This window comes from Streptomyces sp. Y20 (assembly GCF_043195475.1).
GTDB lineage: Bacteria > Actinomycetota > Actinomycetes > Streptomycetales > Streptomycetaceae > Streptomyces.
This window is the reverse complement of sequence record NZ_JBIDDP010000015.1, coordinates 78,890-94,564: the sequence shown is the minus strand read 5'-3', so window position 1 is coordinate 94,564 and position 15,675 is coordinate 78,890. Positions and strand designations below refer to the sequence as shown.

At 73.5% G+C, this 15,675-nt stretch carries 9 protein-coding genes; 5 read left to right on the top strand and 4 right to left on the bottom strand.

What is annotated here, in order from left to right:
* Nucleotides 1-34: 34 nt before the first annotated feature.
* Nucleotides 35-1,387, bottom strand: a complete 1,353-nt coding sequence (locus tag ACGFT1_RS30130) for a serine hydrolase domain-containing protein (protein ID WP_373912141.1) — start codon at nt 1,385-1,387, stop codon at nt 35-37.
* Nucleotides 1,388-1,486: 99 nt separating this feature from the next.
* A complete protein-coding gene (locus ACGFT1_RS30125) occupies nt 1,487-2,611 on the bottom strand; it encodes a cytochrome P450 (protein WP_373912140.1) in 1,125 nt (374 codons plus the stop codon).
* A gap of 1,489 nt (nt 2,612-4,100) precedes the next feature.
* Here ACGFT1_RS30125 and ACGFT1_RS30120 point away from each other — a divergent pair.
* On the top strand, nt 4,101-6,251 hold the full coding sequence (locus ACGFT1_RS30120; RefSeq protein WP_373912139.1) for a SpoIIE family protein phosphatase: 2,151 nt from the start codon (nt 4,101-4,103) through the stop codon (nt 6,249-6,251).
* Nucleotides 6,252-6,356: 105 nt separating this feature from the next.
* Here the strand turns inward: ACGFT1_RS30120 and ACGFT1_RS30115 are convergent, their stop codons facing one another.
* Entirely contained in the window at nt 6,357-7,859 is a 1,503-nt protein-coding gene (locus ACGFT1_RS30115) for a S1 family peptidase (RefSeq protein ID WP_373912208.1), read from the bottom strand.
* A 664-nt stretch (nt 7,860-8,523) separates the two neighbouring features.
* On the opposite strand from ACGFT1_RS30115, the gene ACGFT1_RS30110 reads away from it, so the two are divergent.
* The 4 genes from ACGFT1_RS30110 to ACGFT1_RS30095 all read left to right on the top strand — a co-directional run bounded on the left by ACGFT1_RS30110 (nt 8,524) and on the right by ACGFT1_RS30095 (nt 14,691).
* Nucleotides 8,524-8,739, top strand: a complete 216-nt coding sequence (locus ACGFT1_RS30110; RefSeq protein ID WP_361991322.1) for a type A2 lantipeptide — start codon at nt 8,524-8,526, stop codon at nt 8,737-8,739.
* 108 nt (nt 8,740-8,847) lie between these two features.
* Nucleotides 8,848-9,654, top strand: a complete 807-nt coding sequence (locus ACGFT1_RS30105) for an HlyD family efflux transporter periplasmic adaptor subunit (RefSeq protein ID WP_373912138.1) — start codon at nt 8,848-8,850, stop codon at nt 9,652-9,654.
* Nucleotides 9,651-11,873, top strand: coding sequence for an NHLP family bacteriocin export ABC transporter peptidase/permease/ATPase subunit (locus ACGFT1_RS30100; RefSeq protein WP_373912137.1), 2,223 nt, complete (start codon nt 9,651-9,653; stop codon nt 11,871-11,873). The genes ACGFT1_RS30105 and ACGFT1_RS30100 overlap by 4 nt, the downstream gene beginning before the upstream one ends.
* A gap of 1 nt (nt 11,874) precedes the next feature.
* Nucleotides 11,875-14,691 carry an NHLP bacteriocin export ABC transporter permease/ATPase subunit gene (locus ACGFT1_RS30095; RefSeq protein ID WP_373912136.1) on the top strand — a complete coding sequence of 939 codons (2,817 nt, stop codon included), beginning with the start codon at nt 11,875-11,877 and terminating at the stop codon, nt 14,689-14,691.
* A 44-nt stretch (nt 14,692-14,735) separates the two neighbouring features.
* Here ACGFT1_RS30095 and ACGFT1_RS30090 read toward each other — a convergent pair whose 3' ends face one another.
* Nucleotides 14,736-15,659 (bottom strand): ribonuclease BN, encoded by a 924-nt coding sequence (locus tag ACGFT1_RS30090; protein WP_373912135.1) that lies wholly within the window; start codon nt 15,657-15,659, stop codon nt 14,736-14,738.
* Between the last annotated feature and the right edge of the window lie 16 nt (nt 15,660-15,675).

Below are 15,675 nucleotides of genomic sequence, written 5' to 3'. Positions count from 1 at the left end.
GTGACCGGCCGCCGGGTCCGGTGGTGAGCGCGGGTCAGCCGTCGTCGGTACGGCGTGCCGTGCGCCCGGATATCTGCACCCGGTCGATGCGGCCGGTGGCGGGATCGCGGTGGAAGCGGCCGCCGGGTTCGAGGCGGCCGGTGGCCGGATCGACCAGGTCGCACGTGAGGTCGGCGTAGCACACCAGCGGAAGGGCCAGGTCACCGTCCACGGACAGGGCCGGCGTTCCGTCCGGCCTGGGTGCGACGCGGTACGTCGTGGTGCCGTTGCGGTAGCTGCCCAGGCACTCGGGCAGGGCCACGGGGCGGCCCCGGTCCGTGTCCTGGGCGGCGGCGGGCACCCGGATGCCGGTGAGCCGGGCCAGTTCGCCGGTGAGGTCGCGCCAGAGAGCGGTGGCGCTCGCGGCGTTGCCCGTGAAAGCGACCACGATCCCGGTCTCCGGGTCGGCCCGCAGGTGGCAGGAGGTGCCCTGGGCGTTGCCGTCGTGGCCGCACCACACACGGTCGTCCTGCCGGTACAGGGCGAGGCCGGGGCCCCAGCCGTCGGCCAGCGCGCCGGGGCGGGCGGCGGTCTCGGGGCGGCGCATCTCCTTGGTGACGGCGGGCGGCAGGACGTCGGAGCGTCCGATCAGCGCGTTGCCGAGCGCGGCCAGGTCGAGGGCGCTCGCCAGCAGGGCACCGGCCGGTGCCTCCAGCGGTGCCAGGGTCTGCCGGGCGGGACGGGGCAGGCCGGTCGCGGTGTTGACGGCGTGTCCGGAGGCGACGGGACGGCGGGGCGTGCTGTCGCCGATGAACGCGGGTGCCGTGCCGAGTGGTTCGAGGAGCAGGGCGCTCACCGCCTCGTGCCACGGCATGCCGGTGACGGTCTCGGCCAGCCGGCCGGCGGCGACGTAGCCCGCGTTGGAGTAGGAGAAGTCGGTGCCCGGGGCGAACAGCAGGTCGCGGGCGGTGCAGACGGCCGCGAGGCAGCGGGCGGCCGTGGTCCCGGCGGCGGTGTCGGAGTCGGGCCCGGTGGGCAGGCCGCCGGTGTGGCTGAGCAGCTGGCGGATCGTCACCCCGGGCGTGTCTCTCAGCTCCGGGAGTTGCCCGGCGGCGGACTCGTCCAGGTCGAGGTCACCGTCGTCGGCCAGCAGCATGACGAGGGCGGCGGTGTACGGCTTGGTGAGTGACCCCAGGGGGACGGCCGTGTCCGCGGTGAAGGGCGTACCGGTCGCCGCGTCGGCGAGGCCGGTGTGCACGGCTATGAGGTCGGTGCCGGTGTCCAGGACGAGCTGGGCGCCGGGTACCCGGTGGGCCCGGGCGAGCGTGTCGAGGCGGTCCTGTAGCTCCGCCCTCAACAGCGGGGGCGTCCAGGAGGCGGCCGGAGCGGTGGGGATGGAGTACGGCATGAGAAGGGGACTCCCGTTGGGTGGGTCTCATGTGCGGGTGTGCCGGTGCGGCCCTGGCGAGCGGAGCGGGGGCCGGCCGGGGATGTGCGCGTGCTCGGGTTACGGCCTGCTGACCTCGACGGGCAGATGCCGTACGCCGATGATCACGGCCGGGTTCTGGAAGACGATGTCCTCGTGGGAGGGGACCGTCAGGATGCGGAATCGTTTATGCAACATGTGAAGAGCGATCCGCGCTTCCAGCCGTGCCAGGGGCGCGCCGAAGCAGAAGTGGATGCCGTGCCCGAAGGTCAGATGCGGGTTGGGGTCGCGCGTCAGGTCGAGGACGTCGGGGTCGTCGAAGCGGGCGGGGTCCCGGTTCGCGGCCCCGAGGTGGGTCATCAGCAGGGCGTCCGCCGGGATGTCCTGACCGCCGAGGACGACCGGGCGGGTGACCCGGCGGCCCAGCTCCGGGAAGGGGGGCAGCCAGCGCAGCACCTCCTCGACGGCGGCCGGGATCCCCGCGGGGTCGGCGCGCAGCGCGGCGTCCGTGCCGGGGTGCAGGTCGAAGGTGACGATGGCGTTGCCGAGCAGCGCGGTGGTGGTGATGTGCCCGGCGACCAGCAGGAGGGCCACGAATCCGACCATCTCCTGGTCGGCGAGGCGGACGCCGTCGACCTCGGCGGCGATGAGCCTGCTGGTGAGGTCGTCCCCGGGATCGGCGCGGCGGGCGCGGATGTGGTCCAGCATGTAGCCGTTCATCTCGCGCACCGTGGGGGCGATGGCCTCCAGGGCGCGTTCCAGGTCGGCCATGTCGGGGGCTTCGCCGAGCTGGTCGCCGCCGAACAGGACGCTCGCCCACTCCTGGAAGAGCCGGTGTTCCTCGGCGGGGATGCCGAGCAGTTCGGCGATCACGATGATGGGGAGCGGATAGGCCAGCGCGTCGACCAGGTCGAAGCGGTCCTGGTCCGCGACGGCGTCCAGCAGCCGCGCGCAGACGGCCTCGATGCGGGGTCCGAGCCCCTGCACGACCCGCGGGGTGAACGCCTGACTCACCAGGGTGCGCAGCTTGCGATGCTCCGGGGGGTCCATGCCGACGAAGTTGCCCTGCCGGAAGGTCTCGAAGTCGGCCTGGGTGGGAGCGAGGGCGGAGAGGTCGGAGGAGTACGTCGCCGAATCGGCGAGTACGGCGGCGACGCTCGCGTGGTCGAGAACCTGCCACACTCCCTGCGCATCGTCGTAGCGCACCGGCCCCTTCTCGCGTAAGCCCCGCCAGCGGTCGGGTAACACCTCCAACAGGAGCTGCTCGCCCGTCGGTTGCTTACCTATCACCTTGTCTCCTTGGTAGCGGCGTGCGCGGCACGGAGGAGTCGCGCGGACAGGGGTGGTGCGGGAGGCCGGCGGCACGTGGGCCCGGGCCGGTCCGGGCACGGCTCGGCCACCAGCACTGGAACGTGTACCGGGCGGGAAGAGCGCGTGACCCGCGTCGCTTCCCCCTGCGCGGCCGGGCGGTCAGCCGCCGTCGGACCGGTGCCGGAACGGACCTCGGGTCCTCAGCAGGTCCGGTGCGGGACACCGTGGCTTCGCGGCCGGCCACGGCCCCGCGTCGAATACCGGCGTGCGGCAGACCAACCCGACATGACTCATCCCCCTCGGCGATACCTCCCGCGCGCCAAGCGCACGGGCCCTCCCGGCTCGTGAAGCGGCAGCGGAGCACCCGACTCCGACTGCCCGAAACGCGGTGTGAGAATACGCAGCTTCCGCCCACGCCGCCCCATGATTGGCATGATCCGCGCTCCACATAACCTTCGTTTCGATGGAACTCGGCCACAGTCTTCACGGTGAGTCACCCGTAAGCAACCCCCTGAAGTTGAACGGAGAGTGATCATGCGATGCAATCACGTCACCGTTCGGCGGCTTCGGCGGGACCACGCCGCAGTACAACGACGCGGCCGGATCGCCGCTGCCGCGGGTGCCCCCGCCTTCCTCCCGCAAACCTCGCGCACCGGAAGAAGATGCCGCTGGACGCCCACCGCTACGCCGGCGGCGCCTGCGCGCTCACGGCGCGGGAACTCCGTTGCTACGCCGGATGGTTGGCCAGACCTGCCCGCTGATCTGGGACGACGATTCGGCCGGCGCAAGAGGCCCGGACCGGCGCCCGGACCGGGACCGGAAGACGCCGCCGGCGGCTCCGGCCGGCCACCGGCGCGATCCGGCCGCACCGGCGCGCCGCCGTCGTCCGGCATCGCACGGCCCCCGGCGCGCCCGGGCCGGCTCCGGCCTCGCCGAAAGAAATCGGCCATTGAGGCGCGGTAGGGGCGCACACTTCAGCCGCGTACACCACCTCGTGCTCCCGCCGCAGTTGTCCACGCCCCCGCCCGGCGACCTCGGCACCGGGGGGAGAGAACACGCCGCACGGCGTGCGGACCGGGACGCCGGACCGGGGTGCCGGACCCGCGTGCCGGCCGTACGCGGCGCCGCGCGGCTCCCCGGGCGGCCCCGGACCGCGCGGCGTGTCGTCCCGGCGGGACGTGGCCGTTTCCCGCCGCCGGCCCGTGCGTCGCGCCCGCCCGCGCCTCACCTGGTCGCCTCCAGGCATGAGAACCGGTCTCACGGGGTATGCGGAGCCATCCGCCTTCGGGGGCGCGTTCCCGGGTCACCGGGACGCTCGCCGTGCGCGGGGCGCCGCCGCGAGGGAGCCTGGTCCCCGGGATGCGACGCGCGGCCGTACGAGGAGGTGGTCGGCGTGTCCGACGGGCCGGAACCGGGACGGGCGCGGGCGGCCGACGGGGCACGGGCCGGACGGCCGGTGCTGTCGCTCGCGCTGGCCGCGATCCTGGAGGAGGTGCACGCGCACTCCGGCGCGGTGTATCTGCTCCGGCCCGACGAGCCGGTCCTGGAGATGGCGGTGATGGCCGGCATGCCGCGGGCCTTCGCGGCGCCCTGGGAGCGGGTCGGGCTGAGCGCGCCGATCCCGGTCGCGGACGCGGTGCGCGAGCGGCGGCTGGTGTGGGTGGGCGGCGAGGATCAGATGGCCCGCCGCTATCCACGGATCTCGGTGGTGCTGCCGTACCCGTTCGCGCTGGCCGCGGCTCCCCTGGCGACGCGCCGCGCGGTGTACGGCGCGGTGTTCGTGACCTGGCCGGGCGCGCATCCGCCGGAGCTGTCGGACTGGGAGCGGGACCGGTTGACGGCGGCCTGCGACCGGCTGGCGCTGCGGCTGGAGGGGGCCGAGGAGGAGAACAGGCCGCTGGGCCATGAGCCTGACGTGCTCGCGGCGCCGTTCTCGGTCGTGGCGGGCACGCTGGGCTCGGCCGAGGCGGCGCGGATGGTGTCCCGGTTGCCGTACGGGCTGGTGTCGCTGGATCTGCACGGCCGGATCGGGTTCGTGAACACGGCCGCCACCGAACTGCTCGGCAGGCCGGCCGGGGAGCTGCTCGGCACGCTGCCCTGGGTGTCGGTGCCCTGGCTTAAGGACCCGGTGTACGAGGACCGGTACCGGGCCGCGCTGCTCAGCCAGCAGGTGACGTCGTTCGTGGCGCTGCGCCCGCCGGGCGACTGGCTGTCGTTCCGGCTCTATCCGAGCACGAACGGGCTGAGCGTGCGCATCAGCCGGGCCCGGGCGGTGGCGGAGATGGCGCGCGCCGCTCCGCAGGCGGACCCGGGCCCGTCCCGGCTGGTGACGATCTCCCAGCTGCTGAGCCTGGCGGGCGCGCTGACCGAGGCCGTGGGGGTGCAGGACGTGGTGCAGCTGGTCTGGGACGAGGTGGCCCCGGCCGTCGGCAGCCGGGCCCTGGCGCTCCTGCGCGCCCAGGGCGGCCGGCTGCACGTGCTGGGGCACCGCGGCTTCCCGGACCCGCGCGTCGCGGAGCGGTGCGGCAGGCTGCCGCTGTCCGGGCGCACCCCGGAGACGCAGGCGCTGAACAGCGGGGTACCGGCGTTCTTCGAGTCCCGGGAGGAACTGGAGCGGCTGTATCCGGACCGCCGCGCGACCCCTGACGGCTTCGCGGCCTGGGCGTACCTGCCGCTGATCGCGTCCGGACGGCCGGTCGGCACCTGTGTGCTGGCCTACGCCGGACCGCACGCCTTCCCCGCCGACGAGCGGGCGGTACTGACCTCGCTCGGCGGGCTGATCGCACAGGCCCTGGAGCGGGCCCTGCTCTACGACGCCAAGCTCCGGCTGGCGCACGGCCTCCAGCAGGCCCTGCTGCCCAGCTCGCTGACGCCACCGCCCGGCATCGAGGCGGCGGCACGCTACCTTCCGGCCACGCACGGCATGGACATCGGCGGCGACTTCTACGACCTGGTGCCGACCCGGCCGCTGGCGGCGGCGGTGATCGGGGACGTCCAGGGGCACAACGTGACCGCGGCCGGCCTGATGGGGCAGATCCGCACGGGGGTCCGGGCGTACACCACGGTGGGGCAGGCGCCGCACGAGGTGATGAGCAGCACCAACCGGCTGCTGATCGACCTCGGCACGGAGCTGTTCGCCAGCTGCCTGTACCTGCGGCTCGATCCGGCGCGCGGGCGGGCCGTCATGGCGCGGGCGGGTCATCCGCCGCCGCTGCTGAGACGGCCGGACGGACGGGTGCGGGTGCTGGACCTGGCCGGCGGGCCGCTGCTGGGGATCGAGGCGTCCGCGGTGTACCCGACGACCGAGGTCTCCCTGGCTCCCGGTTCGGTGCTCGTCCTGTACACCGACGGCCTGGTGGAGTCCCCGGGTGTCGACATCGAGGACGCGCTGGCCGATCTGGGCGGGCTGCTCGCCGAGACCGGCGACCGGCCGCTGGAGGATCTCGCGGACATCGTCGTCCGGCACAGTGCGGCGGCCCGGGAGCGGGTGGACGACGTGGCGGTGCTGCTGCTGCGGGCACGTGACGACGGCTGACGCGTACGGCCGTGGTCCGGCCCTCCCGCCGGAGGGCCGGACCGCTCCCCGCCGGCCGGAACCGTGGGTGGAGCCGGGCGGGGAGTCAGGGGACCGCCGGTCCGCTCAGCGCGTGCCGGTCAGGGACGTCGCCCCGTGGCCGGCCGTACCGGCACCCCCGCCGGCCGCGTGACCGGCACCGGACGCGTCACCCGCGCCTGCCTGGTCACCGGCGCCGGACTGGTCACCGGCACCCGCACCGGACTGATCACCGGCACCCGCCTGGTCACCCGCACCCGCACCGGACTGGTCACCGGCACCCGCCTGATCGCCCGCACCCGCACCGGACTGATCACCGGCACCGGACTGGTCACCGGCACCGGCACCGGCACCGGCACCCGCTTGGTCACCCGCACCCGCACCGGACTGGTCACCCGCGCCCGACTGGTCGCCGGCGCCCGCGCCTGCCTGGCCACCCGATCCGTCGCCGCCGTTGCCGAGGGTGGCGCCGGTGGCCTGGAGGGCGGCGGTGACGGGCTGGAAGAAGGTCTCGCCGCCGTTGGTGCAGTCGCCGCTGCCGCCGGAGGTGAGACCGACGGCGCTGCCGTCCTGGGTGAACAGGGAGCCGCCGCTGTCGCCCGCCTCGGCGCAGACGTCCGTCTGGATGAGTCCGGTGACGGTGTCGACGCCGTTCGGGTCAGTCTCGCTCTGGAAGTTGACGGTGGCGTCCAGGCCGGTGACCCGGCCGTCGTGCAGCCCGGTGGTGGAGCCCATCCGGAACACGCTCTCGCCGACGGTGGCGTCGGCGGCCTGGTTGATCTGCACGGTCTGCCCGTTGCCGGTGTTGACCTCGCTGGGCGCCTGCGTGGCGGGGTCGTTGTACTTGACGAGGGAGAAGTCGCCGGCGCCGGGGAAGGTGGCCTGGTCGACGGTGGCGAGGGGCTGGCCGGTCTGCGAGTCGGACCAGTCCTTGGCGGCGACACCGCAGTGACCCGCCGTCAGGAAGGCGGGACTGCCGTCGGAGGCGGTGACGTTGAAGCCCAGGGAGCAGCGGACGTTGCCGCCCTGCACCTGGGAGAAGATGGCGTCGCCGCCGGAGAGGAGGGTCTTGAAGGTGCCGGAGGACCTCTTCACGGTGGCCATGCCGGAACCGAGGCCGCGCACGGTGGACCGCAGCCGGTTCCACTGGGCGCCGGTGACGGTGCTGTCGGCGGTGACGAGGACCTTGTCGGTGCGCGGGTCGACGGCCCAGGAGGTGCCGGGAATGGTCGCCTTGGCCTTCAGCGTCCTTGCCGCGGCCTTGAGTTCGGCGGTGCTGTTCGCCACCTCGCGGACGACCGCGCCGGCCTTCTTGGCCTGGACGACCACGTTGTCGTCGCCGCTGACCACGTTGACGACGAGCTGCTGCTTGGCGCTGTCGTAGTACGACCCGGCGAAGGCGTCGCCGAGGATCTTCCGCACCTGGGCGCTGAGGTCCGAGGCGTCCTTGGCCTTCAGGGTCTTCGCGGTGCCGGCTGCGCTCGACGCCTGGTCCTTGTCCTGGGAGGCGTTGGCGTTGGGCAGCAGGAGGGCCGCCGCTCCGAGTGCCGCGACACCGCCCACCGCTATCGCGGCCTTGCGCTTGGGCATTCGCTTGTGACTCAACCTTCTCGACCTCCTGGGGACGGGAGCCTGCCCCTGAGGGGCAGTTGGTAGGGGGGTTACCGGGGCGCCTGGATGGCCGTAGGTACGCGCCGGCCGCGCGGTGCGTTCAATTCCGCTTCCCAACGGCCCTACCGGTGCGGTGATTCGGCCACACTCCCCGGAACTTCGGCCAGAATCCGACACCCCGTCCAGTCGGCACGCTCCGTGATCGACCGGTGACGATCGGCGTGGAACAGGAAGCGGAATCTCCCCTTCAGGAAATCTGCACATCGAATACCCAGGCACGTCACGGGTGCCAGGGGATCTGCACATCCGCGCACCCCGCGGCACACCTTTGGTGCGGAGTGCCGGTTTCGCGGCCCGGCGGGCGGGGCGCCCGGTGCGGCGATGCCGTGCCGCATGTGAAGGAGTCGCCGACAAGGCGTGCGCACACCTGCACGGTTAGACCCCTCGACGAGCCAAGTGCGCAGGTGAGAGCCCTGGTTGATTGGAAGCGCATCCGCCGTGCGTGCTTTGATCCAACGCACCGCGGGGGTCCGCCGGGCTCCCGGAGACGGGTGCCCGGCACCCGCGGCCGCGGCCGTCCGTCTGTCCCCAGAGGGGGCCGCTCTCCCCCTTGAGAAATACCCATACGAAGGGAAGTTCCACCATGAACTCCACCCCCCAGGTCCAGACCGCCGAGATCTCGGACGCCGAGCTGGACAACGTCTCCGGCGGCCTGTCCGTGAACGCCCTGACCACCGTGACCGGCACCGTCAACGGCATCGCCCCGGTCTCCGGCCTGGTCGACACGGTCGTCGGCACCGTCGAGGGTGTCACCGGCCTGCACACCCAGCCGGTCACCAACCTGGTCGCCGGTCTCTGATCGCACCCCGGTGTCACCGACGTCCCGGAGCCGTCCCTCGGCTCCGGGACTCTCGGATGCCCCGGCACACCGCCGTTCCGCCGTCTCCCCCCGGGTGAGGGAAGTCCCGTGCAGTTCCGCCAACAGGCCCTCGCCAAGCTCCAGTCACCGGAGGAGCTGGACCTTCCGGTGCGGCTCGCCCGCCCGCAGGGCTGGCTCGCGCTCGCCGTCACCGTCGTCGTCCTGGCGGCGGCATCCGTCTGGGCGGTGACCGGTTCGGTCGCCTCCACGGTCGGCGCGCCCGCCATCCTCACGCACGGGCAGGGCAGTTACCTGCTCCAGAGCCCGGTCGCCGGACAGGTGACGGCGGTCCTGGCCCGGCAGGGCCAGCGGCTGCCCGCCGGCGCGCCCGTCGTCAAGGTCCGTACGGACCGGGGCGACGCCGTGGTCCGCACCGTCGCCGCCGGCCGCGTCACCACACTCGCGGCCACCATCGGCCAGATCGTCCGGACCGGCAGCGGTGTCGCCGCCGTCGAGCGGACCGCCCACGCCTCCGACCCGCTCTACGCGACCGTCTACGTGCCCGCGGAGAACGCCGCCGCCGTCCCGGCGCACGCCCCGGTCGACCTGACCCTGTCCTCCGTACCGGCACAGCGGTACGGGGTGCTGCGCGGCGAGGTGAGGTCGGTGGACCGCGGCGCGCAGTCCGCCCAGTCCATCTCCGCGTTCCTCGGTGACAGCCAGCTCGGTGAGCAGTTCACCCGCGCCGGCCGACCGGTGGCCGTCCTGGTCGAACTGGAGACCTCCCGGACCACGAAGAGCGGATACCGGTGGTCCACCGCCGACGGCCCGCCGTTCCGGCCGGACTCCATGACGCTCGCCACCGCCTCCGTCCGGCTCGCCGACCAGCACCCCGTCGATTGGCTGCTCCCGTGACCACCGCCCAGGAAACCCGCGGCCGCAGACGGGCGGCTCCCGCGAAGCGCCCGGCCCCCGCCTCCCGTACGGGCACGGTCCGCACCCCCACCGTGCTCCAGATGGAGGCCGTCGAGTGCGGCGCCGCCTCCCTCGCGATGGTCCTCGGCCACTACGGCCGGCATGTCCCGCTGGAGGAACTGCGCATCGCCTGCGGTGTCTCCCGCGACGGCTCACGCGCCTCCAACCTGCTGAAGGCGGCCCGCGGTTACGGCCTCACGGCCAAGGGCATGCAGATGGACCTGGCCGCTCTCGCCGAGGTGCGGGCGCCGGCCATCCTGTTCTGGGAGTTCAACCACTACGTCGTCTACGACGGCATGGGCCGCCGCTTCGGCCGGCGCGGCGTCTACGTCAACGACCCCGCCAAGGGCCGCCGTTTCGTGCCCATGGAGGAGTTCGACAGCGGGTTCACCGGTGTGGTGCTGGTGCTGGAGCCGGGTGACGGCTTCACCCGGGGCGGGCGCCGGCCGGGCGTGCTCGGCGCCATGCCCGCCCGGCTGCGCGGCACCGCGGGCACGCTGCCCGCCGCGGTACTGGCCAGCCTCCTGCTGGTCGCCGTCGGCGCCGCCGTCCCCGCGCTCGGCCGCACCTACATCGACACGTTCCTCATCGGCGGCCAGACCTCGCTCCTGGGCGTGCTGTTCACCTCCATGGCCGCGTGCGTCCTGCTCACCGTGGTGCTGACCTGGCTCCAGCAGGCCAACCTGCTGCACGGCCGGATCATCTCCTCCACCCTCTCCAGCGCCCGCTTCCTGCGCCATCTGCTGCGGCTGCCGGTGACGTTCTTCGCCCAGCGCTCCCCCGCCGACCTGGTGCAGCGCCTCCAGTCCAACGACCAGGTCGCCGAGACCCTGGCCCGCGATCTCGCGGCGGCGGGCGTGGACGCGGTCGTGGTCGTGCTGTACGCGGTGCTCCTGTACACCTACGACCCGCAGCTGACGTACGTCGGCATCGGCGTGGCCCTGCTGAACGTGGTCGCCATGCGGCTGGTCGTACGGCTGCGCGCGACCCGTACGGCGAAGCTGCGCGCGGACAGCGCACGGCTCACCAACACCGCTTACACCGGGCTCCAGCTGATCGAGACGATGAAGGCGACCGGCGGCGAGGACGGGTACTTCCGCAAGTGGGCCGGGCAGCACGCCACCACCCTGGAGGAGCAGCAGCGGCTCGGCGTGCCGAGCGCCTGGCTGGGCGTGGTCGCGCCCACGCTCGCCACCGTCAACAGCGCGCTGATCCTGTGGATCGGCGGACTGCGCGCGGTCGAGGGGCACCTCTCGATCGGCCTGCTGGTCGCCTTCCAGGCGCTGGTCACCCGCTTCACCGCGCCGCTGACCCGGCTCAACGGCGTGGCGGGCCGCATCCAGGACTTCGCGGCCGACGTGGCGCGGCTGAAGGACGTGGAGAACTTCCAGGCCGACCCGCTGTACGCCCGCCCCGGCGGCGCCGACTCCACCCGGCGGCTGCACGGGCACGTGGAGCTGGAGAACATCACCTTCGGCTACAGCCCGCTGGACAAGCCGCTGCTGTCCGGCTTCGACCTGACGGTCGGCCCCGGGCGGCAGGTGGCACTGGTCGGCGGCTCCGGCAGCGGCAAGTCCACGGTCTCCCGGCTGATCTCGGGCCTCTACACGCCGTGGGACGGGGTCATCCGCATCGACGGCCGGCGGCTGGAGGACATTCCGCGCGGGGCACTCGCCGCCTCCGTCTCCTTCGTCGACCAGGACGTGTTCCTCTTCGAGGGTTCGGTCCGCGACAACGTGGCCCTGTGGGACCCGTCGATCCCCGACGAGGCCGTGGTGGAGGCGCTGACGGACGCGGCCCTGTACGACGTGGTGACGCGCCGGCCCGGCGGCATCCACAGCCGGGTCGAGCAGGACGGCCGGAACTTCTCCGGCGGGCAGCGCCAGCGCCTGGAGATCGCGCGGGCGCTGGTGCGCCGGCCGAGCATCCTCGTGCTGGACGAGGTGACCAGCGCGCTGGACGCGGAGACCGAGCAGATCGTGATGGACAACCTGCGACGGCGCGGCTGCGCCTGTGTGGTGATCGCGCACCGGCTGAGCACGGTCCGCGACAGCGACGAGATCGTCGTGCTCCAGCACGGCACGGTGGTGGAACGCGGGCGGCACGAGGAGCTCGTGGCACGCGGCGGCGCGTACGCGGCACTGGTCAGGGAGCGGTGAGATGACGTCCGTGCACGAAGGCGACCTCGTCCTCGGGGCGCTCGGCGCGCTGGGCACGCGGCTGGACTGCGCCGGCCTCGGCCGCCTGGACCTGGCGGGCCCGCAGGTGCTGTGGCTGGTCGCGTCCGGTGCCCTGGATCTGTTCGCGGTGGACGCCGCCGAGCGGGGCCACTGGCATCACCTCGGCCGGCTGGAGGCGGGCACGCTGCTGCTCGGCCCGGTCACCGGGCCCCAGCACACCCTGGTGGCCCGCCCGGTCCGCGACTGTGTGGTGCACCGCGTCGGCCTGCGCGAGCTGTACCAGCCGGCGCACACGCAGACCTGGTCCTACGACGCGGACGGCAACCCGCAGTACGTCCCGCCGGCGTCGAGCCCGCTGGAGTACGCGGTCGCCCTCGGCGTCGGCAGGGGCCTGTCGGTCCTGTTCCAGGCGCCGATGGCCGAGGAACGGGCCGCGGCACCGGCGGACGACGACGTCTTCTGGATGCAGGTGCCGCCGGGCAGCGTGCAGTACGGCTCGCTGTACGGCGCCGAGGCCGCCGCCGACCTGCTGATGGACCCGGCGCTGTGGCAGAGCATGGTCGACCAGCAGTACCGGCTGCTGACCGCGCTCGACCGGTGGATCGAGCAGCTGGAGCGCACCCACGAGACCCGTGCCGCGGCCGGGATCAAGGCCGGTGAGGCCGTGCGCGCCCAGGCGGACCGGACCCTGCTGGCCTCCATCGGCGGGCACTCCTCCCGCCGTACGACCACCGCCGACACCGACGCCACCCACGCGGCGTGCAGGCTGGTCGCCGAGGCGGCCGGGATCACCCTCGCCGAGCCCGCGCAGAGCGGTGCCGGCAGCGACCGGCTGGACCCGGTGGAACGCCTCGCGCTGGCGTCCCGGGTGCGCACCCGGGCGGTCCGCCTGGACGGGCGCTGGTGGCGGGAGGACGTCGGACCGCTGGTCGGCCACCGGGCGCTGTCCGGGGCACCCGTCGCCCTGCTGTGGCGGCGCGGCGGCTATGTGGCCGTGCACCCCGGGACGGGGCGCGAGACGCCGGTGGAGAAGGCGAACGCGGCGGAGTTCGAACCGCGCGCGGTGATGTTCTACCGGCCGCTGCCCGACCGGCCGCTCGGGCCGCTGGGGCTGCTGCGGTTCAGCCTGCGCGGCACCCGGGGCGACCTGCTCCGGCTGCTCCTCGCCGGGCTGGTGACGGTGGCGATCGGCGCGCTGGTGCCGATCGCGACCGGCAAGGTGCTCGGCGAGTACGTGCCCGAGGCCCGGACGGGGCTGATCGTGCAGGTGTCCTTGGCGGTCATGGTCAGCGGCGTCGTCGCGGCGGCGTTCACGCTGCTGGAGAACCTGTCCATCCTGCGCTTGGAGGGCCGTATCGAGGCGGCGCTCCAGCCGGCCGTCTGGGACCGGCTGCTGCGGCTGCCCACCCGCTTCTTCACGCAGCGCTCCACGGGCGAACTGGCCAGCGCGGCCATGGGGATCAGCGCGGTGCGGCGGATGCTCGCGGGCGTCGGCCCGGTGGTCGCCCAGTCGGTGACGGTCGGCGCGATGAACCTCGGCCTGCTCCTCTGGTACAGCGTGCCGATGGCGATGGCCGCGCTCGGCATGCTCGTGGTCATCGCGGCGGTGTTCCTGGGGCTCGGGCTGTGGCAGGTGCGCTGGCAGCGGCGGCTCGTGGTGCTCGGCAACAAGCTGAACAACCAGGCGTTCCAGACCCTGCGCGGCCTGCCCAAGCTGCGCGTCGCGGCGGCCGAGAACTACGCGTACGCGGCGTGGGCGCGGGAGTTCGCGCGCAGCCGGGAACTCCAGCAGAGGGCCGGCCGGATCAAGAACCTCACCACGGTCCTCGGCGCCGTGTACCTTCCGGTCTGCACGCTGCTGATGTTCATGCTGCTGGCGGGCCCGGCGAAGGGCGCCATGTCGGCGGCGGACTTCCTTGCCTTCAACACCTCGGTGACCATGCTGCTGACCTCGGTCACCCAGCTGACCGGCGCGTTCGTGTCGGCGGTGGCGGCGCTGCCGCTGTTCGAGGAGATCAAGCCGGTGCTGGAGGCCACGCCCGAGGTGCGCACGGCGAGCACCCGCCCGGGCCCGCTGTCGGGCGCGCTGGAGGCCCGCAGGCTGTCGTTCCGGTACGCCGACGACGGCCCGCTCGTCCTGGACGACGTGTCGTTCGCCGTACGGCCGGGAGAGTTCGTCGCGGTCGTCGGGCCGAGCGGCTGCGGCAAGTCCACGCTGCTGCGCCTGCTCATCGGCTTCGACCGGCCGGTGTCGGGCAGTGTCCTGTACGACGGCCAGGATCTCGCGGCCCTCGACCAGTCCGCGGTGCGCCGCCAGTGCGGTGTGGTCCTCCAGCACGCGCAGCCGTTCAGCGGTTCCATCCTGGACGTCATCTGCGGCACCGGGCCGTACACGCCCGAGGAGGCGATGGCGGCGGCCGAGCTGGCGGGGCTCGCGGAGGACATCCAGCGGATGCCGATGGGGCTGCACACGATCGTCGCGGGCAACGGCGCGATCTCCGGCGGACAGCGGCAGCGCCTGATGATCGCGCAGGCGCTCGTCCGGCGCCCGCGGATCCTCTTCTTCGACGAGGCGACCAGCGCCCTGGACAACGACACCCAGCGCATCGTCATCGACAGCACCCGCAAGCTGAACGCCACCCGGATCGTCATCGCCCACCGCCTGTCGACCGTCCTGGACGCCGACCGGGTGATCGTGATGGAGGACGGCAAGGTCGTCCAGCAGGGCGCCCCGGCCGACCTCCTCGCCGACACCGCGGGCCGCCTGCACGAACTGGTGCGCCGCCAGCTGGCGTAGGGCCTCTCGTCAGGATCATGCCGGGCTCGGTCCGAACGAAGGACCTAGCCGGGTCCCCCCGAGGTCCCCGGCGGCCCTTCCGGGGGGTCCGCCAGTTCGCCCAGCGAGTCCGGCAGGTGGGCCGGGGGTTCCGCCAGACGGGTCGGCGGCTCGGGCCGGTCGTCGCCGTACCCCGGCCCGTCGTAGTGGGACGGCATCCAGTGGTGCCGGCAGAACCAGCGGCCGAAGAGGGCACCGCCGTAGATGACGAAGCCCACGCCGATGAGCCACGACTCGACCACGAGCACGGTGCCGACGGCGCCGTAGCTGAGCGCGTTGGTGACGATGAGCGGGGTGAACACCAGGGAGGAGAACGCCCGCAGGCCGGCCAGGCCGATCACCGTGGCCAGCGCCCCCGGCAGCAGGGCGCGCCAGCGGATCTGCCCGCCCAGCAGGAAGCGCTGCCCCCACCAGAAGAAGAGCACGCCGCTGACCGCGGAGAGCGCGATCCGCTGGGTGCCGTGCAGCGCCGCCTTCGTCGCCACCTCCTGGTAGAGGTAGGCCGTCAGCACCACCAGCCAGGTCGCCTGCCGCCAGACCCGGTGCCAGGGACCCGCCACGAGCTGCCAGATCCGCTCGTAGGCGTTCTGCACGCTGCCGCCGAAGGACACGCCGAAGACGGCGAGCAGGACCCCGCTCCAGACACTGGTGGTGCCGATGACCTTGCGCGGGGGGCTGATCACGTCGGTGAGCACCCGGGCGGAGCGGCCGGACAGTCCCATGCCGTCGGTGAGCCAGGAGGCGAACCCGCCCCGCACCAGGGGGTCCGCGGCGGCCACCACGATCAGCAGTGGCGCCAGCGTCACCAGGGCCAGCGTGGCGAACCCCATGGCCCGGTGCATCAGCTCCAGCTCGCGCCCGTGCGTGAACAGCGCCCGGACGCCGAGCCACTCCCACGCGCGGTGCAGGCCGCGCCGCCACCGCTTCACGGCTCCTCCCGTACTC

Coding starts and splice junctions, on each gene's coding strand:
- ACGFT1_RS30115 (WP_373912208.1), bottom strand. CDS start 7,859: ATGCCCAAGCGCAAGGCCGCGATAGCGGTGGGCGGTGTCGCGGCACTC.
- ACGFT1_RS30110 (WP_361991322.1), top strand. CDS start 8,524: ATGAACTCCACCCCCCAGGTCCAGACCGCCGAGATCTCGGACGCCGAG.
- ACGFT1_RS30130 (WP_373912141.1), bottom strand. CDS start 1,387: ATGCCGTACTCCATCCCCACCGCTCCGGCCGCCTCCTGGACGCCCCCG.
- ACGFT1_RS30095 (WP_373912136.1), top strand. CDS start 11,875: ATGACGTCCGTGCACGAAGGCGACCTCGTCCTCGGGGCGCTCGGCGCG.